This is a genomic window from Streptomyces sp. NPDC036822, assembly GCF_055609145.1.
Genome location: NZ_JBVJPY010000008.1, coordinates 14,229 through 36,745 on the forward strand (window position 1 = coordinate 14,229; position 22,517 = coordinate 36,745).

The 22,517-nt window shown below is 73.2% G+C and carries 23 protein-coding genes; 12 read left to right on the plus strand and 11 right to left on the minus strand.

Going from position 1 to position 22,517, the window contains the following annotated elements:
- The first annotated feature begins 144 nt into the window (after positions 1–144).
- Together ACZ68P_RS19775 and ACZ68P_RS19780 are read left to right on the plus strand one after the other, a co-directional pair.
- A complete protein-coding gene (locus tag ACZ68P_RS19775; RefSeq protein ID WP_471007783.1) occupies positions 145–975 on the plus strand; it encodes a helix-turn-helix domain-containing protein in 831 nt (276 codons plus the stop codon).
- A complete protein-coding gene (locus tag ACZ68P_RS19780; RefSeq protein ID WP_471007784.1) occupies positions 975–1,220 on the plus strand; it encodes a DUF397 domain-containing protein in 246 nt (81 codons plus the stop codon). The genes ACZ68P_RS19775 and ACZ68P_RS19780 overlap by 1 nt, the downstream gene beginning before the upstream one ends.
- A 34-nt stretch (positions 1,221–1,254) precedes the next feature.
- Here the strand turns inward: ACZ68P_RS19780 and ACZ68P_RS19785 are convergent, their stop codons facing one another.
- Complete coding sequence (locus ACZ68P_RS19785; protein WP_471007786.1) at positions 1,255–2,613, minus strand: TerD family protein; 1,359 nt, start codon at positions 2,611–2,613, stop codon at positions 1,255–1,257.
- A 111-nt stretch (positions 2,614–2,724) separates the two neighbouring features.
- On the opposite strand from ACZ68P_RS19785, the gene ACZ68P_RS19790 reads away from it, so the two are divergent.
- Together ACZ68P_RS19790 and ACZ68P_RS19795 are read left to right on the plus strand one after the other, a co-directional pair.
- On the plus strand, positions 2,725–3,153 hold the full coding sequence (locus ACZ68P_RS19790) for a hypothetical protein (RefSeq protein WP_471007787.1): 429 nt from the start codon (positions 2,725–2,727) through the stop codon (positions 3,151–3,153).
- A gap of 20 nt (positions 3,154–3,173) precedes the next feature.
- The gene (locus ACZ68P_RS19795) at positions 3,174–4,055 is read left to right on the plus strand and encodes a hypothetical protein (RefSeq protein WP_471007789.1); all 882 of its coding nucleotides are present in this window, start codon (positions 3,174–3,176) and stop codon (positions 4,053–4,055) included.
- Positions 4,056–4,123: 68 nt separating this feature from the next.
- On the opposite strand, the gene msrB is transcribed toward ACZ68P_RS19795, so the two are convergent.
- The 4 genes from msrB to ACZ68P_RS19815 all read right to left on the minus strand — a co-directional run bounded on the left by msrB (position 4,124) and on the right by ACZ68P_RS19815 (position 7,634).
- Positions 4,124–4,537 carry a peptide-methionine (R)-S-oxide reductase MsrB gene (msrB, locus tag ACZ68P_RS19800; RefSeq protein ID WP_365721558.1) on the minus strand — a complete coding sequence of 138 codons (414 nt, stop codon included), beginning with the start codon at positions 4,535–4,537 and terminating at the stop codon, positions 4,124–4,126.
- Between the two features lie 16 nt (positions 4,538–4,553).
- Positions 4,554–5,963: a UDP-N-acetylmuramate--L-alanine ligase gene (gene murC, locus ACZ68P_RS19805; protein WP_471007791.1), complete on the minus strand. Its 1,410-nt coding sequence runs from the start codon at positions 5,961–5,963 to the stop codon at positions 4,554–4,556.
- A gap of 305 nt (positions 5,964–6,268) precedes the next feature.
- Complete coding sequence (locus ACZ68P_RS19810; protein ID WP_471007792.1) at positions 6,269–6,754, minus strand: indole-3-glycerol phosphate synthase; 486 nt, start codon at positions 6,752–6,754, stop codon at positions 6,269–6,271.
- A 106-nt stretch (positions 6,755–6,860) separates the two neighbouring features.
- On the minus strand, positions 6,861–7,634 hold the full coding sequence (locus ACZ68P_RS19815; protein ID WP_471007794.1) for a pyrimidine reductase family protein: 774 nt from the start codon (positions 7,632–7,634) through the stop codon (positions 6,861–6,863).
- A 36-nt stretch (positions 7,635–7,670) separates the two neighbouring features.
- Between ACZ68P_RS19815 and zapE the strand changes: the two genes are divergently transcribed.
- From zapE to ACZ68P_RS19840, 5 genes are all read left to right on the plus strand, one after another.
- Complete coding sequence (zapE, locus tag ACZ68P_RS19820) at positions 7,671–8,768, plus strand: cell division protein ZapE (protein ID WP_471007795.1); 1,098 nt, start codon at positions 7,671–7,673, stop codon at positions 8,766–8,768.
- 34 nt (positions 8,769–8,802) lie between these two features.
- Positions 8,803–9,228 (plus strand): OsmC family protein, encoded by a 426-nt coding sequence (locus tag ACZ68P_RS19825; RefSeq protein ID WP_471007798.1) that lies wholly within the window; start codon positions 8,803–8,805, stop codon positions 9,226–9,228.
- Between the two features lie 121 nt (positions 9,229–9,349).
- Entirely contained in the window at positions 9,350–10,708 is a 1,359-nt protein-coding gene (locus ACZ68P_RS19830) for an alkaline phosphatase PhoX (protein WP_471007799.1), read from the plus strand.
- A 109-nt stretch (positions 10,709–10,817) separates the two neighbouring features.
- Complete coding sequence (locus ACZ68P_RS19835; protein ID WP_471007801.1) at positions 10,818–11,774, plus strand: PPK2 family polyphosphate kinase; 957 nt, start codon at positions 10,818–10,820, stop codon at positions 11,772–11,774.
- 38 nt (positions 11,775–11,812) lie between these two features.
- On the plus strand, positions 11,813–12,748 hold the full coding sequence (locus ACZ68P_RS19840; protein ID WP_471008226.1) for a polysaccharide deacetylase family protein: 936 nt from the start codon (positions 11,813–11,815) through the stop codon (positions 12,746–12,748).
- Between the two features lie 7 nt (positions 12,749–12,755).
- Here ACZ68P_RS19840 and ACZ68P_RS19845 read toward each other — a convergent pair whose 3' ends face one another.
- From ACZ68P_RS19845 to ACZ68P_RS19870, 6 genes are all read right to left on the minus strand, one after another.
- Positions 12,756–14,513: a hypothetical protein gene (locus ACZ68P_RS19845; protein ID WP_471007802.1), complete on the minus strand. Its 1,758-nt coding sequence runs from the start codon at positions 14,511–14,513 to the stop codon at positions 12,756–12,758.
- 139 nt (positions 14,514–14,652) lie between these two features.
- Positions 14,653–16,311, minus strand: a complete 1,659-nt coding sequence (locus ACZ68P_RS19850; RefSeq protein ID WP_471007804.1) for a glycosyltransferase family 2 protein — start codon at positions 16,309–16,311, stop codon at positions 14,653–14,655.
- A gap of 113 nt (positions 16,312–16,424) precedes the next feature.
- Positions 16,425–16,613, minus strand: coding sequence for a hypothetical protein (locus ACZ68P_RS19855; RefSeq protein ID WP_471007806.1), 189 nt, complete (start codon positions 16,611–16,613; stop codon positions 16,425–16,427).
- A 14-nt stretch (positions 16,614–16,627) separates the two neighbouring features.
- Positions 16,628–17,278 carry an ABC transporter gene (locus tag ACZ68P_RS19860; protein WP_471007808.1) on the minus strand — a complete coding sequence of 217 codons (651 nt, stop codon included), beginning with the start codon at positions 17,276–17,278 and terminating at the stop codon, positions 16,628–16,630.
- Complete coding sequence (locus ACZ68P_RS19865; protein WP_471007811.1) at positions 17,275–18,225, minus strand: ATP-binding cassette domain-containing protein; 951 nt, start codon at positions 18,223–18,225, stop codon at positions 17,275–17,277. The genes ACZ68P_RS19860 and ACZ68P_RS19865 overlap by 4 nt, the downstream gene beginning before the upstream one ends.
- A 23-nt stretch (positions 18,226–18,248) precedes the next feature.
- Positions 18,249–18,926, minus strand: a complete 678-nt coding sequence (locus ACZ68P_RS19870) for an AIM24 family protein (protein WP_471007813.1) — start codon at positions 18,924–18,926, stop codon at positions 18,249–18,251.
- Positions 18,927–18,998: 72 nt separating this feature from the next.
- Here ACZ68P_RS19870 and ACZ68P_RS19875 point away from each other — a divergent pair, with 72 nt between their 5' ends.
- The 3 genes from ACZ68P_RS19875 to ACZ68P_RS19885 all read left to right on the plus strand — a co-directional run bounded on the left by ACZ68P_RS19875 (position 18,999) and on the right by ACZ68P_RS19885 (position 22,512).
- Entirely contained in the window at positions 18,999–19,694 is a 696-nt protein-coding gene (locus ACZ68P_RS19875; RefSeq protein ID WP_471007815.1) for an aminoacyl-tRNA hydrolase, read from the plus strand.
- A 144-nt stretch (positions 19,695–19,838) separates the two neighbouring features.
- Positions 19,839–20,588 (plus strand): DUF4142 domain-containing protein, encoded by a 750-nt coding sequence (locus ACZ68P_RS19880; protein WP_471007818.1) that lies wholly within the window; start codon positions 19,839–19,841, stop codon positions 20,586–20,588.
- Positions 20,589–20,925: 337 nt separating this feature from the next.
- The gene (locus ACZ68P_RS19885; RefSeq protein ID WP_471007820.1) at positions 20,926–22,512 is read left to right on the plus strand and encodes a multinuclear nonheme iron-dependent oxidase; all 1,587 of its coding nucleotides are present in this window, start codon (positions 20,926–20,928) and stop codon (positions 22,510–22,512) included.
- Positions 22,513–22,517: the final 5 nt, after the last annotated feature.

Consider the following 22,517-nt stretch of genomic DNA (forward strand, 5'->3'; position numbering starts at 1 on the left):
GGGGCCAATGTGGCCAGGTCAGGGCCGGTGGACCAGGTCGGCGACCCGTACGCTGCGTAAGCGTACGGGTCCGGAGGGTGGACAGTACCGGTCACGGCCCGTGAGCATGGTCCCGTCGGGTGAGGGGCACGGGAGGTGTACGGGATGACGGACGGGTACCCGGGTGGCGGAGAGCCCGAGGCGTCGGACAGCTTGAAGGCGTTCGGGGAGGTGGTCAAGACCTTCCGCAGGCGGGCGCGGCTCACGCAGGAGGAGTTCGCGCCGAGAGTGGGGTACTCCGTGCCGACGGTCGCCTCGATCGAGCAGGGCCGCCGCTTCCCCCCGGCCGACTTCGTGGAGCGGGCGGAGGACGTGCTGGACGCGTTCGGGGTCCTGCGGGCGGCGGCGAAGCATCTGTCAAGGCAACCGGGTCTTGCCAGTTGGTTCCGGCAGTGGGCGAAGCTGGAGGCGGAGGCCCTCAGCCTCTACACGTACGAGAACCGGCTGGTACCGGGGCTCCTCCAGACGAAGGCGTACGCGCACGAGCTGTTCGCCGGGCAACGCCCGCCGCTCGGGAACGAACAGATCGAGGCCCAGCTGGTCGCCCGCCTCGAACGGAAGCGGTTACTGACGGAGCGGCCGAACACGGCGTACACCTTCATCGTCGAGCAGCACGTCCTCGAACGCCCCACGGGCGGGGTGGAAACGATGAGGGAGCAGCTCGACCACCTCTTCGCGCTCACCGAGCGCCGGAACATCGAGGTGCAGGTCATGCCGAAGACGCGCGGCCATCACGCGGGGCTCGACGGGCCCATGCAACTCCTGGAGACCCCGGACAACCGGTGGTTCGGCTACTGCGAGGGGCAGCGCGGCGGACAGTTCATCGCCGACTCGAAAGAGATCAGCATCCTCCAGATGCGGTATGCCAGGATGCGGTCACAGGCTCTTACCCTGGAAGACTCCCGGAGCCTGTTGCGGCGGATGCGAGGAGCCTGATGAGCAGCACAGAACTGGCCTGGTTCAAGAGCAGTTACAGCAGCGGCGGCGACGGCGACTGTGTCGAAGTCGCGCTCTCCTGGCGCAAGTCCAGCTACAGCAGTGGCAGCGGCGACGACTGCGTCGAGGTCGCCTCCCGCCCCACCACCGTCCACGTCCGCGACTCCAAGAACCCCCAGGGCCCCCAGCTCGCCCTGGCCCCCACCGCGTGGGCCGCGTTCCTCCCGCACGCGACCCACGCCTGAGCCCACCCGGCGGGGCGGGCGAGCGGAAGGACGCTCAGCGCCCGCCCCGCCGCCCCCAGCCCTGCGCCTGTCGTATGTCGGTCACCCCGGCCGGGGTCACGCCGTCCGACGGCATGCTGTGCGGCTCCAGGTGCTTCAGCTGCGCCCGCCACGGGCCGTCCGCCATCTCCAGCTGGACGACGAGGGGACCCTCGGGCAGCGGCACGGTATCCCGCCTCTTGCCGATCTCGTTGATGACGTTCTCGTCCGTCGGGAGGGCTGTGGGGTCGTCGTGGTGCGCGAGTTCGTAGAGGTTGACGATGAGGTTGTCGTCACCGCGGTAGTGGAGGACGAGATCGGCGGTCCCTCCGGTGTGGAGGAGGACGTCGGGTCCTCGCGACTCCAGCTGGCGCTCCGTCAGGATCGCGGCGGCGGCGAGCGGGAGCACCCGCAGTTCCCAGGGCCCGTCGGCCTTCAGCTGCAACCGCAGCCGCCCGCTCTTGGGGACGTGGGCGAGCACGCGGCCCCGGTAGTCGTCCTCGGTGCTGTTGACGAGGGTGTCACCCTCCTTGTTGAACCGGGTGAGGGGCCACAGGCCGGTGTATCCGTCACCCCGGACGGCGAGGTCGACGATGACCGGCCCGGGTGGCAGCCCGTCCACCGTGATCACGTCGTTGTCCCGCCCGGTCTGCGTGTACGGCTCGAAGACGGCCCCGTAGGTCCAGGGGGCGGGTCCCGGAGCGGCGCCTGCGGGAGCAGGCGGCTGGAAGGGCACGGGCGGCGGCGCGGGAGCCTGGTACGCGACCGGAACGGGAGCCGGAGCCGGCGGCTGGTACGGCACCGGAGCGGGAGCCGGAGCCGGCGGCTGGTACGCGACCGGCGGCGGGGCGGCCGGTGGCTGGAACGGCATCGGCGCCGGGACGGGGGGCGCCTCCGCCACGTCCACGCCGTGGTCCGTCGCCAGGCCGGCGAGGCCGTTCACGTACCCCTGTCCCACCGCCCGGAACTTCCATCCGCCCGCACGCCGGTACAGCTCCGCCAGCACCATCGCCGTCTCGCCGCCGGCGTCGCTCACGTCGTACCGCGCCACCGGCGTACCGTCCGGCGCGAACGCCTCCACGGACAGGCCGTCCACGTCCCGCAGGGAGCCGCGCTCGGTCGACCCGACGACGAGGACGCGGACGATCCCCTCCTCCACGACGGGCAGGGCGGCCTCCAGCCACCCCGTGCCGTTCTCGTCCCCGAGCAGCCGTACGGCGCCCGAGGGATGGAGCGGCGCTCCGTGGAACACGATGTCCCCGTCCCCGCGGACGCGTCCCTGCTCCGTCAGCAGAAGCGCCGTGACGTCCACCCCGTTCCGTACGGCGATGCGCAGTGGCACCGTCGGCACGAAGGCGTTGGCCCCTTTGATCATTTTCCCTCCCCAGGGTCGATCACCGATCGATCCTTCGGATCCTCACTCCTCGCACACCGGTCGGGCAAGCGGCGCGGCCGGTCACCGCAGGCGATCTAGAATCGTCACCGCATGACCGAACTGCCTTGTCCACGGGGGGAGAACGACATGGAAGCCGAGCTGGTGGCTCTGGCCTCTTCGGGGGCCACGACGCTGGTCGCGCTCATGGTCACGGACGGATGGGAGCGGGCGCGCGAGCGGTTCGGCACCCTGCTCAGGAGGTCGAACGCCTCGGCGGAGGCGGAGTTGGACGCCTCGCGGGCCCGGGTGGTCGCCGACCCGGGGAGCGCGTACGAGGACGCACGCGGCCGATGGCGCTCGGAACTGCGGGTGTTGCTCATGGACCACCCCGATGCCGCGGACGAACTCCGCGCGCTGATCGGCGAGTTCCCGGACGCCGAGGCCCGGTCCTCGGCGCGTACCGAGATCCACGGCGGGGAGTTCCACGGCCCCATGCACCTGGGCAGCGGCACCCAGATCAACAACTTCGGCCCCCGCTAGGCGGGAGCGGACTCACGCGCATGCCGACCGAAGAGCCCCTCCCCTCGATGAGCGTCCACGGCGGGGAGTTCCACGGGCCCACGCATCTGGGCAGCGGCACCCAGATCAACGTCCACCACTCCCCGCGCCGCCCCTCGACCGCGGCCGTGGTCGCCGTCGCCGTCCTGGCCGGGGTGGCCGGCCTCTGCTGGCTCGGCCGCCACCTGTACACGTCCGGCTCCGGCTATCGCATGGCGGCCGAGGGACGCCTCCTCGCGGAACTTGTCCCCGGCCAGGGCTACTACAAGATCCAGCAGGCGCTCGGCACCGAACCGGACTACTCGGTCGGCCTCCCTTCGGGGAACCGGCTGCACCAGTACGACCGCGAGTGGGAGACCGTACAGGTGGTCGAGAGCCCGTCGGGCACGGCCCTGTCGGTGGGTGTGTACACGAAGACGCCGGACTTCCGGCCCGCGCTGGTCCTGGGCGGACGCGACCTGCGGCTCAACTCGACCACGGTGGCGGAGGCCCTCGCGCCCTTCCTTCCCGTCGCGGCCCACGGGTACTGCGGCGCCCACAAGGCGGGCTACCTGGAGGGGTACTACCCGATGCCGAACGCCTACCAGACCCGCAACGTGGTGATCGGGGTGAGCAACGCGCGGAGCGCGGCCATCGACACGTCCCGGGCGTGCGCGGCGCTGTCGGCGGCCGCGTGCACGCCGCCGCTGCCCAAGCACGACAACCGGCTGTCGGAGGCGTACGCGAGCTGTCTGCTGCGTTCCCAGGACTTCTCCGCGGCGCGGAAGGACATGGCGGTGTCCGTGTTGGTCTTCACCGCACCGGGCGCGGCCGTCGTCCCCGACATGCTCTATCCGCCCGACGTCGTCGAAGGCGGTGCCCTGCTGGGCGGGCCGGCCGGCTGAACGGCTCGGCCGGCCCGGGCGGGAGCGAAGGCCCGCGCGCGGGAAGCGCCCGCGCGCTGGGAGTGCCCTCAGCCCTCGTCCGACTGCGGCGTCAGACGCAGGGAGATCGAGTTGATGCAGTAGCGCTGGTCCGTGGGGGTGGCGTAACCCTCGCCCTCGAAGACGTGGCCCAGGTGCGAGCCGCAGCGGGAGCAGCGCACCTCGGTGCGGAGCATCCCGTGCGAGCGGTCCTCGATCAGCTCGACGGCGTCGGAGTCCTTCGGGTCGTAGAAGGACGGCCAGCCGCAGTGCGACTCGAACTTCTCCGTCGAGGTGAACAGCTCCGCTCCGCACGCCCGGCAGGAGTAGACGCCCTTGGTCGTGGTGTCGGTGTACTCACCCCGGAAGGCCGGCTCCGTGCCCGCCTGGCGGAGTACCTGGTACTCCGCCGGGGTCAGCTCCGCCCGCCACTGCTCGTCCGGCTTCTCGACGTCGTACGACATCAGCTCACTCCCTCTGCTACTTCGCCAGGTGGGCGAGGATCAGCGGGCCCAGGTCCGTGACGTCGCCCGCGCCCATGGTCAGAACGAGATCACCGGGCCTGGCCATTCCCGCGATCACCTCGGGGACGGCGGCCTTGTCGTGGACGGCCGTCACGTCGGCGCCCGCCGTGCGGGCGGCGGTGATGATCAGGTCGCTGGTGACGCCGGGGACGGGGTCCTCGCGGGCCGGGTAGATGTCGAGCACGACCGAGGCGTCGGCGAGGGCGAGGGCGTCGCCCATCTCCTTGCCCAGCTCCTGGGTGCGGGAGAAGAGGTGCGGCTGGAAGACGACCAGCAGGCGCCGGCCCCCGGCGGCGCCGCGCATGGCCTCCAGGTCGGCGGTCATCTCGGTGGGGTGGTGCGCGTAGGAGTCGATGACCTGGACGCCGGCCGCCTCGCCCTTGAGCTGGAGGCGGCGGCCGACACCGGTGTACGCGGTGAGGGCCTGGGCCAGCTCGGCGGGGTCGATGCCGACGCGGGCGCCGGCGGCGAGGGCCGCGGCGGCGTTGTGGGCGTAGTGGCGGCCGGGGACCGAGACGGTGAAGGTGTGCTCGGCTCCGTCGAGGACGACGACGACCTCGCTGGTCATGCCGTTCGGGGTGATCGAGCGGATCCACACGTCGGAGGTCTCGGACTCACCGACGGTGACGACGTCCAGGCCCTCGCGGTCCGCGACCCGGGCCGCCAGCTCACGGGCGCCGGAGTGCTCGCCGACGACCAGGGTGCCGCTGGGGCGGATCTTGGCGGTGAACGCTTCGAAGGACTCGTAGATCTCGTCCATGGAGGCGTAGTTCGCGTGGTGGTCCAGCTCGACGTTGAGGACGATCGCGACCTCGGGGTCGTACTTCTGGAAGCTGCGGTCGCTCTCGTCGGCCTCGGCGACGAAGACCTGCCCGGCGCCGTGGCGCGCGTTGGTGCCGGGGCCGGCGAGGTCGCCACCGATGGCGTACGAGGGGTCGAGGCCCAGCTCGGTCAGGGCGACGGCCAGCATCGAGGTGGTCGTCGTCTTGCCGTGCGTACCGGCGACCGCGATCGCGCGCAGGCCGTCCATGAGGGAGGCGAGGGCGTCGGAGCGGTGGACGACGGGGATGCCGAGCTCGGCGGCGCGGACCAGCTCGGGGTTGTCGGCCCGGATGGCGCTGGAGACGACGACGGCGGAGGCGTCGTCGGCGAGGTGGGCGGCGGCGTGCCCGATGTGGACGGTGACGCCGAGGGCGCGCAGCGCCTCGGCGGTCGCGGACTCCTTGGCGTCGCTGCCGGCGACCTTCGCGCCGCGCTGGGCGAGGATCTTCGCGATGCCCGACATTCCGGCACCGCCGATGCCGATGAAGTGCGGCCGCTCCATGGTGGCTGGGACGGCGGCGGCGGCAGGGATGGCGGATGCCATGCGGATCTCTCCCCGGAGTGCGGCGTACAGGAGGTCCCCAGCCTAGTGGCTCACGACCCACACCCCGGGCGCCGCACACCACCGTCCCCCGGCGCGGCCGCCCGGGAACGGATCGGAGCGGCCCGCTGGGCGCGGGACCCAGGCGGCCCGGCGGACCCGGGACGGCCCCGGCGGGCGGCGGGACCCGGCCGGCCCGGCGGGCGCGGGAGCCGGACGGCCTACCACCGGCCGGCCCGGTGGGCGCGGGGCCCGGACGGTCCGCCGCCGGTCGCCGGGCCGAGGGCCGGCCCCGCCCCGGCGGCCCGTCACCCCGCGTCCGGCTCCTCGCTGTGCGCGAAGAGCTTCAGGACCGGCACGCCGACCTTGTGGCGGGCTCTCGAGGCCCAGTCCCGGTGGAAGAACTCCTCCACGTAGTGCGGGGCGGTCAGCACGATCACCTCGTCGGCTTCGGCTTCGTCGACCACGGATCTCATCCTGGTGAGCGGATGGTCCTCGACGACCTGCCCGACCGCCTCGCAGCCGGCGGCGCGGAGCGCCCGGAGGGAGTGCTCCAGGGCCACCTCCGCGGGGCGGCGCGCCTCCTTGCCCTCCGGTTCGTCGCCCTCGCGAGCGGCCTCCTTCAGTTCGCCCATCGCGACGTCGTCGATGGCGCGCAGCAGGACATCGGCCTGGTCACCGCGCGGCTGCATCAGCACGATGAAGGAAACCCCCTCGTCGCCGTGCAGGGTGGTGACGAACTCCACGTCGACCGACGTCAGGGGCTTCTCGATCATCAAAACGCTTGTGAACACCTCAGGAGCCCTTCTGCGGAAACCATCCTTCCCCGTGCCCACACGGGGTCTGCGAGAGTAAGTGTGCCCAGCGGCGGCTAACCGGAACGGCAAATTCCGCTCCATGTCAGATCCGACGGTAGCGGGTGAAGAGGAACCCGGCCTCCTCCAGTACCGACGCCACGGCGAAGCGCTTCGGAACGGCCACCGACGGGCCGCCGGCGATCCGCTGGGCGTCCCCCGCCGTCATCGTCGGCGAGACCGTCAGACACAGTTCGTCGAGCGCGTCCGCCGCCACGAACTGGCCGAGCAGCCGGGGGCCGCCCTCCGTCAGCTGCCGCCGCAGACCGCGCTCCGCGAGCGCCGCGACCGCGCGGGCCGGGTCCACCCCCGGACCGTCGCCCGCGACCACCACCTCCGCGCCCGCCTTCCCGGCCTCGTTCACCCGCTCGGGGTCCGCCGCCGCGCCGGTCAGGACCAGCGTCGGCACCAGCGGCTCGGTGAACAGCGGAAGCGAGAAGTCCAGGTTCAGCGAGGCGCTGACCACAGCGATCACCGGCGCGGGCCCCTGCCCGGCGGCGGCCCGGCGGCCGGCGAACGCCTCCCGCGCCCGGGCCGGGCGGTACCCCTCCAGACGTACCGTCTCCGCCCCCACCACGATCACGTCGGCGAGGCCCCGGAGCGTGCCGAAGATCCGCATGTCGGTGTCGGAGGAGAGGGGCTGGGAACGGCCGTCGTGCTGCCCCGCGCCGTCGAGGGAGGAGACCATGTTGGCGCGCAGCCACGCGCCGTCACCCTCCGGGTACGGGTAGGCGTCGGCCAGCTCGTCGAGGGACCACTCCCGGTCCCCGGCCGCCGCATCGGCTGCTGTCATGTCCGTCACAGGGAACAGGCGTCGCATCCCCGCAGTCTGACACGGCGCTTAGAGTGGGGAACTGTGTCGACCCGTGCCATTACCGAAGCGGCTTCCACGGAAGCGGCCCCCCTCTCGCTCTGCGCCCGAGAGCCGCGTGTCCCCGCCGACCGGCTCGTGGCGGAGATGGTGCCGCCGCCGCGGTTCGACTCGGTGCGCTTCGACACGTACATACCGGACCCGAACCAGCCGAGCCAGACCGAGGCGGTCCGGGTCCTGAGCGGCTTCGCCGAGGGGCTCGGCGGCGCCCACGCCTCCGGCGCAGGCAAGCGTCCGGCCCTCAGCCGCTGGTTCGCGAAGAAGCCCGCCGCTCCGGCCGGGCCGCGCGGGGTCTATCTCGACGGCGGCTACGGCGTCGGCAAGACCCACCTGCTCGCCTCACTCTGGCACGCCACCCCCGCCGAGCCCGGGCTCAAGGCGTTCGGCACCTTCGTCGAGCTGACCAACCTCGTCGGCGCGCTCGGCTTCCAGCAGACCGTGGCGACGCTGAGCGGGCACCGGCTGCTGTGCATCGACGAATTCGAACTCGACGACCCGGGCGACACCGTGCTCGTCTCCTCCCTGCTCAGCAGGCTCGTCGAGGCGGGTGTGGCGCTGGCCGCGACCTCCAACACACTGCCGGGCAAGCTCGGCGAGGGCCGGTTCGCCGCGGCCGACTTCCTGCGCGAGATCCAGGGCCTGTCCGCCCACTTCCGGCCGCTGCGGATCGACGGCGAGGACTACCGCCACCGCGGACTGCCGGAGGCGCCGGCCCCGTTCTCCGACGATCAGGTCGTCCGAGCGGCGTACGCGACCCCGGGCGCCTCGCTCGACGACTTCCCCCATCTGCTCGACCACCTGGCCAAGGTGCACCCCAGCCGCTACGGCGCCCTCACGGACGACGTGACCGCGGTCTGCCTCACCGACGTGCGGCCGGTCCCCGACCAGTCGACCGCGCTCCGGCTCGTCGTCCTGGCCGACCGGCTGTACGACCGCGAGGTCCCGGTGCTCGCCTCCGGGCTCCCCTTCGACCGGCTGTTCAGTGACGAGATGCTGAAGGGCGGGTACCGGAAGAAGTACTTCCGGGCGATCTCCCGGCTCACCGCCCTGGCGCGGGACGCGAAGGGCTTGGTGGGGCAGTAGGTTGGGGGCCATACCCGATCGAAAGGGATTCATCATGGCCGCTACCCGCACCGCTCACGCCGTCTGGGAGGGTGACCTCCTCAAGGGCTCGGGCGTCGTCTCGCTCGACTCCTCCGGCATCGGCTCGTACCCCGTGTCCTGGCCGGCCCGCACCGAGGAGCCGAACGGCAAGACCAGCCCGGAAGAGCTGATCGCCGCCGCGCACTCCTCCTGCTTCAACATGGCGTTCTCCAACATCCTGGCCAAGGCGGGCAACGCGCCCACCCGCCTGGAGACCAAGGCCGACGTCACCTTCGTGCCCGGCCAGGGCATCACGGGCAGCCACCTCACCGTCCGCGGCGAGGTTCCCGGCCTGGACGCGGACGAGTTCCAGTCCCTGGCCGAGGACGCCAAGAAGAACTGCCCGGTGAGCCAGGCCCTCGCGGGGACGACGATCACGCTGACCGCCGAACTCGCCTGACCCTCCCACCACATGAGGCCGTGTCGGCCCGCATGGTTCACGTGTCACCACAGCGCGTGATACACACATGCGGGTCGCACGTCACCATCTGTCCTGTCCGCCAACAGGAAGTTGCCGCCTCATGTCCGCAACACGACGTCAGATCCTGTCCCGTACCGGGGCGTCCGTCGCGGGGATCGCCTTCACCGGCGCCCTCTCCGAGCTCTTCGCCGGGAGCGCGGCCGCGAGCGGCGGCGGCGGGTACGGCCCGCTCGTCGCCGACCCGGCCGGACTGCTCGACCTCCCCGAGGGCTTCCGCTACAAGGTCCTCTCCCGGGAGGGCGACCCGCTCCGCTCGGGCGAGGGCCCGGTCCCGAGCAACCACGACGGCATGGGCGCCTTCGCCGGCCGCCGCGGGCGCGTGCACCTGGTCCGCAACCACGAGAACCGGGCCACCGGCCGCATCGGCGTCCCCACCGTCCCGGGCCTGACCTACGACCCCGCCGCCAAGGGCGGCTGCACGGCGCTGGAACTGGACGCCCGGAACGACGTCCTCGGCGAGCGCGTCGCGATCGCGGGCACCGCCGTCAACTGCGCGGGCGGCCCGACCCCTTGGGGCACCTGGCTCACCTGCGAGGAGACCGAGGACAAGGCCGGCACCGCCGGCTACACCAAGGACCACGGTTTCATCTTCGAGGTCGACGGCGCCGACCCGCAGCGGACGGGAGCCGTCCCGCTCACCGCGATGGGGCGCTTCCAGCACGAGGCGATCGCCGTCGATCCGCGCAGCGGCATCGTGTACGAGACCGAGGACGCCTTCCAGCACCCCTTCGGCCTCTTCTACCGCTTCCTGCCCCACAAGCCGCTGGGCGGCACCGGTTCGCTGCGCGCCGGCGGCACGCTCCAGGCGATGCGGGTGCCCGGCGTCCCCGACCTCTCGGTGATCCAGGAGACGGGCGCGTGCTTCGACGGCGTCGAGTGGGTGCCCGTACCGGACCCGCAGGCGGTGGGGACCCCGATCCGCCTCCAGGACTTCGGCCCGAAGGGCATCACGCACGCGCAGAAGCTGGAGGGGTGCTACTGGGGCGGGCGGGCGGTCTACTTCGTCTCCAGCTTCGCCCGCGCCACCGACGGCTCGGGGGCCACCCACTTCGGTCAGGTGTGGAAGTACGAGCCGCACCGCCGCCGGCTCACCCTCGTGGTCGTCTTCGGCCCGAGCACCGACATCCAGCTGCCGGGCGAGTCCCCGGATAACATCTGCCTGGCACCCGGCGGCGGCCTGATGGTCTGCGAGGACGGCGACGGCGCGCAGCACGTGTACGGCCTCACCCGGAAGGGCGAGGTCTACGCGATGGCGCGCGGGGCCCGGAACATCGGCACGCCCGAGGCCCCGGAGTGGGGCGAGTTCGCGGGCGTCACGTTCTCTCCGGACGGCCGGACGATGTACGTCAACTGCTACACGCCGGGGACGACGTTCGCGGTGCGCGGCCCGTGGCGCTGAGGCCCTGAGGGGGCGCCGCCCGGAGGCCGGCGCTCGCGGGGCGGGCGGTTCCGTCGGAGGATCGGGGGAAGGCGGAGGCGAGGCGCGGGGCGGACGGGAAGGGGCGCGGATGCCGAAGAAGGCGAAGGTCACGGAGAAGACCGGGACGCCGGCGCGCGGGGTGTCGAAGAAGGGCGCGGGGAGGACGGGGGCGTCGGGCGGCCCGCCGCCGGCTCCCGCGCGCACGCCGGTCCTGCGGGAACAGCTGCGGGTACCCGTCGGCGAGCCGGTGGACCTCTCGGCGTACGACACCTCGCGCCATCCGTCGGCCGGGCCCGCGGACAAGGCGGCCGGCTCGCGGGCGACCGCTCTGATGGCGCCCGAGCTGGCGGAGCTCCAGGAACGCCTGTACGCGGCGAGCACCGCCGGCGACCGCCGCCGGCTGCTGCTCGTCCTGCAGGGCATGGACACCAGCGGGAAGGGCGGCACGATCAAGCACGTGATCGGCGGCTTCAACCCTTCCGGCTGCCGCGTCCGGGCCTTCAAGGCGCCCACCGCGGAGGAGCGGAGGCATCCCTTCCTCTGGCGGATCGAGCGCGCCCTGCCGCTGCCGGGCGAGATCGGGATCTTCGACCGTTCGCACTACGAGGACGTGCTCGTCGCGCGAGTCCGCGAGCTGGCCCCCCGCCGGGAGCTGAGCCACCGCTACGGCCGGATCAACCGCTTCGAGCGGTCCCTCGCCGACGACGGGGTCACAGTGGTCAAGGTCTTCCTCCACCTCTCGTACGAGGAGCAGCGCGAGCGTCTCCTGCAGCGGCTTGACAAGCCGGAGAAGCACTGGAAGTTCGACCCGGGCGACATCGACGCGCGTGAGCGGTGGCCCGCGTACCGGCGGGCGTACGAGATCGCCCTCGAACGCTGCTCGACGGACGAGGCGCCGTGGTACGTGGTGCCGGCGGACCGCAAGTGGTACCGCAACTGGGCCGTGAGCACGCTGCTCCTGGAGCACCTGCGGGCGCTGGACCCGCGGTACCCGGAGGGCGACTTCGACGTCGCCGAGTGCCGGAGACGATTGCTCGCTGATTAATCAGCTAATTTCCGTGAGTGACCATTTCTGTACGAAGAATGTCGGCGCTCGTTCTCTTGGGCACCGTTCTTGTCGGCTGCGGCGGGGGTAGCACCGACACCTCGACCGCCGCGCGCCCGGCCGGCGCGCCCACCGCCCCCACGGCGAGCGCCCTCGCGAGCGGCAGCCCGAGCGGCAGCCCGAGCCCCGGCCGGAGCGGCGGGCCCGGCAACGCGCGGAGCGACGGTCCGAGCCCCGGGGCCGCGCCGGGCCCCGCGCGCGGGCGCGCGGCGCCGCCGACCATGGCGCCGGGTCCCGGCGGCCTCACGCCGGTGTACACGCGCCGGACCGGCGAAGGCGCGGAGAAGGTCGTCGCGCTCACCTTCGACGCCGACATGACGGCGGACCAGGGCCCGCGCGCGGCGGCCGGGGAACGGTTCGACAACCCGCGGCTGATCGAGACGCTGCGCCGGCTGCGCGTCGACTCCACGGTCTTCATGACGGGCCGCTGGGCCGAGGAGTACCCGGGCCAGGCCCGCTCCATCGGCAACGACCCGCGTTTCGAGATCGCCAACCACTCCTACAGCCACTACTCCTTCGCCTCCCCCTGCTACGGCCTGCCGAGGGTGGGGAAAGAGGACATGACCGCCGACGTCCGGCGTGCCTTCGACGCCTTCCGCGCGGCGGGGGCGCGCAATGTCGTGCCGTACTTCCGCTTCCCCGGCGGCTGCTACGACGACGAGGCGCTGCGCGCCCTCGCCCCCGCGAAGGTGACGGCGGTGCAGTGGGACGTGGTCAGCGGCGACGCCTTCGCCAAGGACGGCGACGCCGTGGCCCGGCAGGTCCTCGACGGCGTGAAGCCGGGCTCGGTGGTGGTCATGCACTGCACGCGCAGCGCGGCCCCCGTCACGGAACAGGCGATCCGCCGGATCGTCCCGGAACTCCGTGCCAGGGGCTACCGCTTCGTGAAGGTCTCGGAGCTGATGGCCGGCTAGCGCCCCGTCAGGGGCGGGTGAGCAGGGTGAGGATGATCGAACCGTCCGCGGTCGCCTTGCGCCACGGGTACTCGCAGACCATCCGCTCCACCTCGACCGGCTGCTCGGCGACGGTGCGCTCCGGGAAGGGCTTGCACTTCCCGAGGTTGGCGTACTTGGGGCAGTCGCCGTCCGGCTTGCGGAACTGGTGGGCCTGCCAGGCCAGCGTCCCCGCCAACTTCTCGTCGGGGTGGGTCGGCAGGTACTGGTTGCCGAAGAAGGACCCGATCATGCCGCCGGCGAGCGCCATGGCCAGCAGCACGCCGACCGCGGTGAACCTCCGCGCCTCGGGCCGCGCCGCCTCGGGCCCCTCGGCCGCCCGCAGCCGCTGCACCAGGGGCACGAGCCGCTGCGCGGCGAGGACGCAGGCGAGGACGGTCAGGGCGGTCAGCGTGACCTGGATCTGCATGATCGTGCGCGGGAAGAGCTGCACCTGCTGGTCGGCCTCCATGTGGCCGGCCAGCCAGAAGCGGACGAGCCACGCGCTGCCGAAGCAGGCGAGCGGGGCGACGACCACGGCCTTGCGAAGGCCGAGGGCCACGGCGAAGCCCAGGCCGATCAGCACGATCACGGCGTACATGTGCAGACCCGAGAACTCGCCGAAGCCCGGGTACTCCCCCGGCTCGTCCCAGGCGCGGCTGCTCAGCGGCGTGGTGCCGATGTACGCCGGTTCGGTGAGCGTGTAGCCGGAGCACCACTGGTCCCGGGTGCTCGTCGCCCCGAGCAGGACGCGCAGGTAGACGCCCGCGACCAGCAGGAAGCCGACGAGCGAGCTGCCGAGGAGGAGGAGACCGCTCAGCCGGCCGGTGCGCCACGGGAAGAAGAACAGGACGGCGACGAGCACACCGGGCAGCGACCACAGGTGCCAGCCCGAGTAGACGAGGAAGAGGAGGCCGAAGAGCAGGCCGAGAAAGCCGCCGCGCAGGACCGTGCCGCGGGTGGTGAAGTGCGGCGAGGCGCGCAGCCACAGCAGCAGCTTCGCGATCAGCGGCAGGATCAGGACAAGGACGAGCGGGCTGTACGGCTTGTGCGGGAGCGTCTGCTGAAGGGCGGGCAGCAGCCCCAGGGCGAGCGCGGGCAGCGGCCGCAGACACATCCGCCAGAGCAGGTAGGCCGCGGGTCCGGTGATGGCCACGAGGGCGATGAACACCCACTTGAACGCCAGCGCGGGTTCGCCGTCGAAGAGCCCGGCCTTGGCGAGGTAGCCGATGGTGTAGGGAACGGCGGGCGGATAGAACGCGTCCATCGCGCCGGTGTGCAGCACCTCCTCGGCCCACCCGAGGATGCGGTTGTTGTCCCCGTACGGACCGTTCAGCGGCCAGGGAGTCCCCCGCAGGGCGAAGACCTGCGAGGCGCCGATGAACCCGGTGCCCAGTCCGGCGACGGCCGCGGCGGCGAGCCGCACGGTCACGTCCCGCACCCGCGCGCTGCCGCGCACGGTCGCCCAGCCCACCACGGCGACGATCACAAGGATGACGAGCGCGAGCCGGAACTGGAGGTTCGACAGCCCGCTGACCTGCCCGACGCGGGTGACCGGGCTGTTGTCGACCGTCAGCCCCCAGTACGCGAACCCGAGCGCCGTGAGCAGCCCGACCGCGATCTCCCCGGCCGCCGGCCCCCAGCGGCGGGCCGACCGCCCCGCGAGTTCCTGGGGGGTGCGCCAGGACGGCGCACGCCTCTCGGCCGGAGCCGGCGCGGCCGTCTCCAGGGGCAGGTCTGTCTTCAACTGTGTCTCCAGAGTGCGCGGCCGGGCATGGTGCGCCCGGCCGCCATGAACAGGTTCGGCGTGTCAGGGGAGCGGGCGCCGAGGGCGCCGCGTGGTCGGGGTCCCGGCCATGGCCGGGACGGGGTGCGGTGGCTCCGTGTCAGCCGTTCCGCTGGCGTGGGACGCGGACGGCCCGGCCCAGCTTGTTCTTGACCCGGGCCAGCGTGGAGGGCGGCTGTGGCACGGGCCGGATCTGCACGGCGAGCTGCCCTTCGCGTGGCCCGGCGCTCACCGTGTGCGGCCGGCCCTCGGCGGCGGGCAGGGCGACGGTCCGCCGGTCGGCCTGCCGGGGGACGTCGGGCCCGAGGGCGCCGCCCAGCCCTCCGCGGGCCGAGAGCCCGTGCGCGGTGCAGCGCAGGGAGACCTCCCAGACGCCGTGGTCGAGCGGGCCGCCGTCGGCGGCCTCGGCGACGTCGATCGCCACCCGGAAGCCGGCGAGGCCGTAGTCGTACGTCTCCTTGCCCCGGCTCACGGTCAGGTGCGGGGACTCCTCCCTGCGTGCCGGGACCACGATCTCGCGACGGGTGCCGGAGTGGCGCAGGACCACCTCGGTCTCCAGGGCGTCGGTGTCCACCTGGTCGAGGTAGGCGTATCCGGCCAGTTCGACGACGGTGCCGTGCCAGGTGAGCTCGTCCACCCGGCGCCGCGGGCTGGCGCCCAGGGCCACGTCGGTGATGTCGCACAGCTCCTCGTACGCGGCGGAGGAGGCCGGCGGGAAGGGAGCCGCCGCGTACAGCCTGCCGTCGCGGAGGACCGCCTTGCCCGGCCGGCCGGCCAGGTCCCAGGCGACGACCTCGGCGAGCTCGTCCAGGAGCCCTTCCCGCAGACAGTGCACGCGCAGCCGCTCGGCGACGTCGAGCCGGCCGAGGACCCCGGGTGTGACCCAGGCGTGGGCGTGCGGAGCGGCGAGGTCGGCCAGCTCCTTGCGGCCCGCCTCGTCGGCGTCGAGGTAGCGGCGGTCGAAGCGGCGCAGCAGCTCGACCTTGACGTGCCTGGCCACCAGGCGGTCCCGCAGCGGTCCGGGCTCGGTGAGGCCGGTGACGATGTCGACCAGCTCGGCCGCCTGGCTGAGCATGGTCGGATAGTCGAGTCCGCCATGGGTGATGTTGCCGTTGTCGGCGCGCCTGACCAGGTAGTAGCAGTCGTAGTCGGCGAGGATCGATATCACCGTGCTGTGCAGGTACGCGCGGGCGACGAAGTGCTGGTCCTCGCTGATCCGCATGTGCTCGGGAAAGCGCAGGCCGTGGCGCTCGATCATCTCGCGCCGGAACAGCTTGAACGGCATGAGCGTGTAGTAGACGGTCGCCGGGTCCGCCTTGTCCACGTTCTTGGCGAAGACCTCGCGGACCTCCTTGCGGATGACCCGGCCGACGCCGACGAGCTTCGCCAGGACCGTGTCGGCGTCGTTCTTCTCGGCCATGGCCACCAGACGTTCGAGGGCCTGCGGCCCCAGGCAGTCGTCGCCGTCGAGGAAGAAGACGTACCGGCCGGTCGCGTGGTCGAGGCCGACGTTACGCGGACGGCTCGGGCCGCCGGACGGCTCCTGGTGGATGACGGTCATCCGCCCGGGGTGTCCGGCCGCCCACGCGTCCAGGGCCTCGCCGCTTCCGTCCGTGCTGCCGTCGTCCACCGCCACCACTTCGATGGCGTCCAGGCCGATGCTCTGCCGGGCCACCGACGCGAGCGTCCGCTCCAGGTACGGCATCGCGTTGTGCACGGGAATGACCACGGAGACGGTCGGCGTCGGCGAAACGTTCATCGAGCGGTTGCTCCCGTGCGGAAAGTGTGAAGGCCGAGGACACAGTAAGGCACCTCGGCCCGACGGCGTCAGGGGTGGGGAAGGACTGATCGCGAGGGCTGCGGGACGACGTGTCAGCCGGAGCAGGCCGTGCGTTCCGCCTCGCGCCACTCGCAGACCGGGCAGAGGGTGATGCCCTTGGCCGACTCGGGGTGTTCGGTCGGCTTCCCGCACAGGACGCAGTCGGCGTAGGGCTCCCCGGCAGCCGAAGGCACCGGCGGCGGGGCGCTGGTGGGCGTCTTCTCGGCCCGGTCCTCGTCCATGGATCCGAGGGTACTCACTCGCGCCGCGCCGTGGCCCGGCATGACAGGGTCACCGTCGCCGCCGTGAGGGCCAGGGCTCCGGCGAGGGGGAGCCAGGGCAGGTGGACGGACGCTGTGTGGGAGCCGGTGACCAGGGACGTGACGGCGCGTTCGGCCGGGGAGCCGCGGGTCAGCAGGGCGAGCAGCGAGCCGAGGACCAGGGTCACCAGGGAGAGGCCGCGGGCGGGCAGGAACGGGCGGGAGGACAGGGTGCCGACGGCCGCGCCGGTCAGGACGCAGACGGACGCGCCGAGGAGGCCGGCGGCGCCGGCCGCGAGGGGGCCGACCCCGCGGAGGTCGCTCACCGCCGTCACGGCGAGGGCCGTGACCGCGCCGACGAGCCCCGCGCACCCGACGGCGGCCAGGACCGCGGCGGCGTGGGTCCGCTGCCGGCCCGCCGCGGCCGCCACCACGGTGCGCGCGGCGGGCGGTTCCTGGGTCAGGCAGATCCGTACGGCCCAGCCGGTCACCGGGAGCAGCCCGGCCACCGCGTAACCGAGGGCGCCGAGCACCGGCTCCCCGGGCCGGACGCCCACGACGAGGAAGGCGCAGTACAGCAGGAACGGCGCGAGCCAGCGCTGGGAGCGCACGAGGAGAGCGGTGTGGTAGCGCAGCAGTGCAGTCATACCCGTGCGTCCTCGGTGCCGAGCTCGTGGACGTGCCAGGCGGGGTGGGCGGTCAGCAGCGTGCGGAGCACGGCGTCGGAGTGGGCCGCGTCGACGGTGAGGGCCGTGGTCCCGCCGGGGCCCGCGACGGAGGCGGGTCTGCCCGGGAGCCCGTCGGGGAGCGCTCCTGGGCCGGAGACCACGATGCGCACCCGGGCGCCGGGGAGGGCCCGGAAGGCGTCGGCGTCGGCCCGGCGGGCGGGGCTTACGGTGTCCGGGGCCGCGGTGTCCGACGCCCGGGGGGCGGGGCCCACGGTGTCCAGGGTCGCGGTGTCCGGCGCCCGGAGGGCGGGGCCCACGGTGTCCGGGACCGGCGCCGGGCGCACCGTGCCCGCGTCCACGGTGTAGACCGCGCCCGCCTCCCCGGCGAGCCGCCGAGGGTCGTGGTCGACGAAGACCACCACCGCGCCGGCCGCGACGCGGGCGCGGACCGCGCGGTCGAGCTCCTGGCGGGCCGCCGTGTCGAGGCCGGTCCACGCCTCGTCGAGGACCAGCAGGGCGGGGTCCGCGAGGAGGGCCTGGGCGACGGCGACCTTCTGGCTGCTCCCCTTGGACAGTTCGGCGAGCGGTGTGTCGGCGAAGGCGCCCGCGCCGAACCGGTCCAGCCACTCCCCCGACCTCGCCGCCGCCTCCGCCCGGCCGAGCCCCTGGACGCGGCCGAGGTGGCGCAGATAGCCGCGCGCGGTGAACGGCAGAGCGGCCGGGAAGCGTTCGGGGACGTACGCCGTGCGCGCCGGCCTCCCCGTGATCCGGCCCTCCGATGGGGCGTCGATGCCGACGACCAGCCGCAGCAGGGTCGACTTGCCGGTGCCGTTGCCTCCGGTGATCCGGACGAGGGTGCCGGGGGGCAGCGTGAGGTCCGCCCCGCGCAGGACCCACGGCCCGCGCAGGCCGTAGCGGCGGCCCACCCGCTCCAGTCGCGTCGGCGTGGTCAGTTGGCCGACGCCTTGTGCGGGGTCTGCTCGCTCGGCCGGACGATGACGAATCCCTCGCCCTCCAGTTTGAGCTGGACCGCCTCGCCCGAGCCGCCCCGCATCATCGAGCCGAAGGACTGCGAGCGGTGCAGCGAGGTCTGCAGGCGCTCGCTCCAGCCGACGACGGCGTCGGTGTCGACGAAGACCGGCGCCTGCGGGGTGACGGGGATGACGATCGGGGTGCCCTCGCAGACCAGGGCGATCTTCCCGTACCCCGAGAAGACGCTGTTGAAGAGGCCCCCGCCGGTCATGCCGGCGCCCTTCACGGTTTTGATCTCGTACGAGAGGGTCGGGTCGAAGCAGAGGACGTTCCGGCCGTTCACGGTGAGCGAGTCGTGCTGCTCGATCTCGACGATGAAGCAGTTCTGCGCCTCGTGCGCGAACCACGCCTCGCCCCGGCCGCGGACGGCCATCAGCGCCAGGCCCTCGCCCGTGACGGCGCGCTTGAGCATGCCTCCTATGCCCTGCCCCTTGCGCTCGAACTGGAGGTCGCCCCGGAAGGCGATCATCGAGCCCTGGCGTGCGTGCATCTCGCCGTTGACGGTGTACTTGACGGCCTTGGCGTTCTGGAGGGTCATCCCCGGATACGCGGCGGCCTCGGCAAGGTGCTCGCCGGAGAACAGATCGCTCTTCATGAGGTGCATCCTGACCCGGAAGCTGTCGTTCCTACAAGAATCGCCCGTCGCCCGCGGTGGCAGACTTGCCGGGTGAGCAGCAACGAGACCGATTCCCGTGACGACAAGCCCCAGTTCGTCCTGCCCCTCGTCGTGCGGATCGAGCGGGCCGCACCCCCCGCCCGTACCGACGCCTTGGAGACGGCCGCCCGCGCCGTCCTTGCGATCCTCGCCGACGAGCGCTCGCACGGCGACGGGGAGTGGGCGGGGGTCATGGACGACTGGCAGGACGCCCGGATCCGCAAGGTCGTGCGCCGGGCGCGCGGCACGGAGTGGCGCAAGGCTGCCGCCCTCCCCGGCATCACCGTGCACAGGGAGGAGGCGGAGGTGCGGGTGTTCCCGCCGGTCCCGCTGGACGGCTGGCCCAGGGAACTGGCCAAGCTCCAGGCCTCGGGCACCGACCTGGAGGATCCCGCCGAGCCGGGCGCCGCGCCGGAGGGGGCCGCCCGGCTGTGGCTCAACCCCGATCTGGAGATGTCGGCGGGCAAGGCGATGGCGCAGGCCGGCCACGGGGCGCAGCTGCTCTGGTGGGAGATGCCGGAGCCGGACCGCAAGGCCTGGCGCGAGGCCGGTTTCCCGCTGTCGGTGCGGACGGCCGACCCGGCACGGTGGGCGGCGCTGACGGCGAGCGGGCTGCCTGTGGTGCGGGACGCCGGTTTCACGGAGATCGCCCCCGGTTCCTGCACGGTGGTCTCGGACTTCCCGGTTCCCGGTCCGCCCGTGGGCTGAGCCGGCCGGGATGTCCCGGATCCGGTCGCCCCGTCGCTGAACGCTCGCTTCGCCCCGTGCGTATCTCCTCATATCGCCAAGGAGGTTGAACCGCTGCCCGGTTGGCGGTTCAGTCTGCGGTACAACGAACGTACGGGAGACACCTTGTCGCTACGCGTCAACGGGACGGCACTCATCATCGCGGCGCTGGTCGCCACGGTCGGCGCGCTCGCCTTCCCCGTCTGGTCCTATGCCGACCGCTCCGGCACCGGGGAGGCGAATCTCAACGCCTCGTCCGTGGCCACCCAGTGGGGTCCGCTCTCGGCCACCGACCGGGACTTCCTGGTGAAGGTGCGACTGGCCGGGCTCTGGGAGCTCCCGGCCGGCCAGCAGGCCATCGAGCGCGCGCCCAGCCGGGCGATCGTGGAGTGCGGCGACCATCTGGTCGTCGGCCACACGGACCTGGACCGGCGGGCCAGGACCGTGGCGGCGAAGCTGGGCGTCGAGCTGCCCAACCAGCCCACCGAGCAGCAGCAGGCGTGGCTGCGGGAGCTGACGGCGGCGCGCGGCGAGGAGTACGAGCGGAAGTTCGCGAACCTGCTGCGCAACGCCCACGGCAAGGTCTTCGCGCTGGTCGCCGAGGTCCGGCACACCACCCGCAACACGCTGATCCGCCAGTTGGCGAGTGACGCGAACCAGACGGTGCTCGACCACATCACCATGCTGGAGGCCACCGGGATGGTGGACTTCGACGCGCTGGCGAACGAGGCTGCGGGGCGCAAGACGTCGAGCCCCACCGGGCCGCCGGTGGTGCCGTCGCCCGCCGTCCCCACACCCGCCCTGCCCTCGGGCACGGACCAGTCCTTCACCTCCCGCCCGGTGCCGGAGGCGGGGATCGTGACACCGCACTCGTAGCCGGTCCGCGCCGGACCGGTCCCAGGGCCGGACCGCGCGTCCGGCTCCCTCTCCGGCCCGGCGACGGCCCGTTCCGGAACGGATCTCGTCCGGCGCGGAACGACGCCCGTGTGACCGCCGCTTGGCCGCCGCTTCGCGGGAAGCGGCGGTCTCGTCGTATCCGGTGGCCCGGCCGATCGCCCGCGCCCGGCCGGCAAGCGTGCCGCCCCGCGGCCGCTGAGCGGCTTCGGGGACGGCCCGCCGGTCCCGGAACCTCAAATCAACCTCTGAACGTCCCTCCGGCTGGATTCGAACGGATCCGGCGGGGCCATCACACCGGGGACTGAAGGAGGGGGACATGACGGAACTCGGTATCGGCATCGGCTGGCGGCCGGAGATCGCGGACGCGGTGGAGGGGCTGCCCGGCGTCGACTGGGTGGAGGTCGTCGCGGAGAACCTCTGCCCCGGCCACCTCCCCGACTCCCTGACGCGGCTGCTTTCGCGCGGGGTCACGGTCGTCCCGCACGGCGTGTCCCTGGGGCTCGGCGGCGCGGACCGGCCGGACGCGGGGCGGCTCGCGGAGCTGGCGGCGAAGGCGACGGCGCTGGGGGCGCCGCTGGTGACGGAGCACATCGCGTTCGTACGCGCCGGGGGCCCGCTGACCGCGACGCCGGTCCTGGAGGCGGGACACCTGCTGCCGGTGCCCCGCACCTGGGACGCGCTCGACGTGCTCTGCGAGAACGTCCGGATAGCGCAGGACGCGCTGCCGGTTCCCCTGGCCCTGGAGAACATCGCGGCGCTGGTCGGGTGGCCGGGCGAGGAGCTGACGGAAGGGCAGTTCCTGGCCGAGCTCGTGGAGCGTACGGGGGTACGGCTCCTGATCGACGTGGCCAACCTCCACACCAACCACGTCAACCGTGGCGAGGACCCCGCGAAGGCCCTCTCCGAACTCCCGGTCGAGGCGATCGCGTACGTCCACGTCGCGGGCGGTCTGGAGCGCGACGGCGTCTGGCACGACACCCACGCCCACCCGGTGACGCCTCCGGTCCTCGCGGTCCTGGCCGACCTGGCCTCCCGGGTCGCCCCGCCGGGAGTCCTGCTGGAACGGGACGACCACTTCCCGCCGCCGGAGGAACTGGCGGCGGAGCTGTCCTCGATCCGCGAGACGGTGGCGGCGGGTCGTCACCGGCAGGCGCGACGGGACGCGCGCGCCGAGGGCCCGCTGCTCATCGGCGCGGGCGCCCGCGTCTCGGGCGGCCCGATGCCGACCCCGCCGGCTCCGCCGGAGGCCACCACGGCGGCGGAGGCGACGATCCCGGGCCGAGCGTCGGGCACGGGGACGGCCCCCGCCGCGTCCCGGCCCCGGCACGTCGCCGGCCCGGGCTCGGGCGCGGCCTTCGGCCCGGGCTCCGGCGTGGTCACGGCCCGCACCGGTGCCGACGCCGGCACCCTCCGCGGGACGGCCACCACCGCCGGGCCCGCCCCCGCCACCGGCGACCCCGAGCCGCGTCACACCGCCGCCCGCCCGGACCACGCACCCGCCCGGGAGCGCGTCGCCCTCGCGCAGGCCGCGCTGCTCTCCGCGCTGGTCGCCGGGACCCCCGCGCCCGAGGGCTTCGACACGCGGCGGCTCGGGGTGCAGAGCCGGGCGCTCGCGGCCAAGCGCGCCGACGTGATCGCCAAGGTCGCCCCTGAGCTGCCGGAGATACTCGCCGCCGGCTACCGGCCGGCGTTCCTCGCCTACGCCAAGTCCCGTCCCATGAGCGGCGGTTACCGCCGCGACGCGCTCGACTTCGTCGAGCACCTGCTCGTCGCAGGACGCCCCGAAGACCCCGATGCCCGACACCGGCTCACCCAGTGGTGGCAGGACCGTTCCGGTTCCCGCCCGCCGGGCCGGGTCACCCGCCTGGCCCGGGCCGCCCGCGCCGCGCTCGTACGAAGGTGAGAGAC

Bases quoted from the DNA above. Each gene is read 5' to 3' on its own strand.
- ACZ68P_RS19775 (WP_471007783.1), top strand. From the start codon at position 145: ATGACGGACGGGTACCCGGGTGGCGGAGAGCCCGAGGCGTCGGACAGC.
- ACZ68P_RS19780 (WP_471007784.1), top strand. From the start codon at position 975: ATGAGCAGCACAGAACTGGCCTGGTTCAAGAGCAGTTACAGCAGCGGC.
- ACZ68P_RS19785 (WP_471007786.1), bottom strand. From the start codon at position 2,613: ATGATCAAAGGGGCCAACGCCTTCGTGCCGACGGTGCCACTGCGCATC.
- ACZ68P_RS19790 (WP_471007787.1), top strand. From the start codon at position 2,725: ATGACCGAACTGCCTTGTCCACGGGGGGAGAACGACATGGAAGCCGAG.
- ACZ68P_RS19795 (WP_471007789.1), top strand. From the start codon at position 3,174: ATGCCGACCGAAGAGCCCCTCCCCTCGATGAGCGTCCACGGCGGGGAG.
- msrB (WP_365721558.1), bottom strand. From the start codon at position 4,537: ATGTCGTACGACGTCGAGAAGCCGGACGAGCAGTGGCGGGCGGAGCTG.
- murC (WP_471007791.1), bottom strand. From the start codon at position 5,963: ATGGCATCCGCCATCCCTGCCGCCGCCGCCGTCCCAGCCACCATGGAG.
- ACZ68P_RS19815 (WP_471007794.1), bottom strand. From the start codon at position 7,634: ATGCGACGCCTGTTCCCTGTGACGGACATGACAGCAGCCGATGCGGCG.
- ACZ68P_RS19825 (WP_471007798.1), top strand. From the start codon at position 8,803: ATGGCCGCTACCCGCACCGCTCACGCCGTCTGGGAGGGTGACCTCCTC.
- ACZ68P_RS19830 (WP_471007799.1), top strand. From the start codon at position 9,350: ATGTCCGCAACACGACGTCAGATCCTGTCCCGTACCGGGGCGTCCGTC.
- ACZ68P_RS19835 (WP_471007801.1), top strand. From the start codon at position 10,818: ATGCCGAAGAAGGCGAAGGTCACGGAGAAGACCGGGACGCCGGCGCGC.
- ACZ68P_RS19840 (WP_471008226.1), top strand. From the start codon at position 11,813: ATGTCGGCGCTCGTTCTCTTGGGCACCGTTCTTGTCGGCTGCGGCGGG.
- ACZ68P_RS19850 (WP_471007804.1), bottom strand. From the start codon at position 16,311: ATGAACGTTTCGCCGACGCCGACCGTCTCCGTGGTCATTCCCGTGCAC.
- ACZ68P_RS19855 (WP_471007806.1), bottom strand. From the start codon at position 16,613: ATGGACGAGGACCGGGCCGAGAAGACGCCCACCAGCGCCCCGCCGCCG.
- ACZ68P_RS19860 (WP_471007808.1), bottom strand. From the start codon at position 17,278: ATGACTGCACTGCTGCGCTACCACACCGCTCTCCTCGTGCGCTCCCAG.
- ACZ68P_RS19870 (WP_471007813.1), bottom strand. From the start codon at position 18,926: ATGAAGAGCGATCTGTTCTCCGGCGAGCACCTTGCCGAGGCCGCCGCG.
- ACZ68P_RS19885 (WP_471007820.1), top strand. From the start codon at position 20,926: ATGACGGAACTCGGTATCGGCATCGGCTGGCGGCCGGAGATCGCGGAC.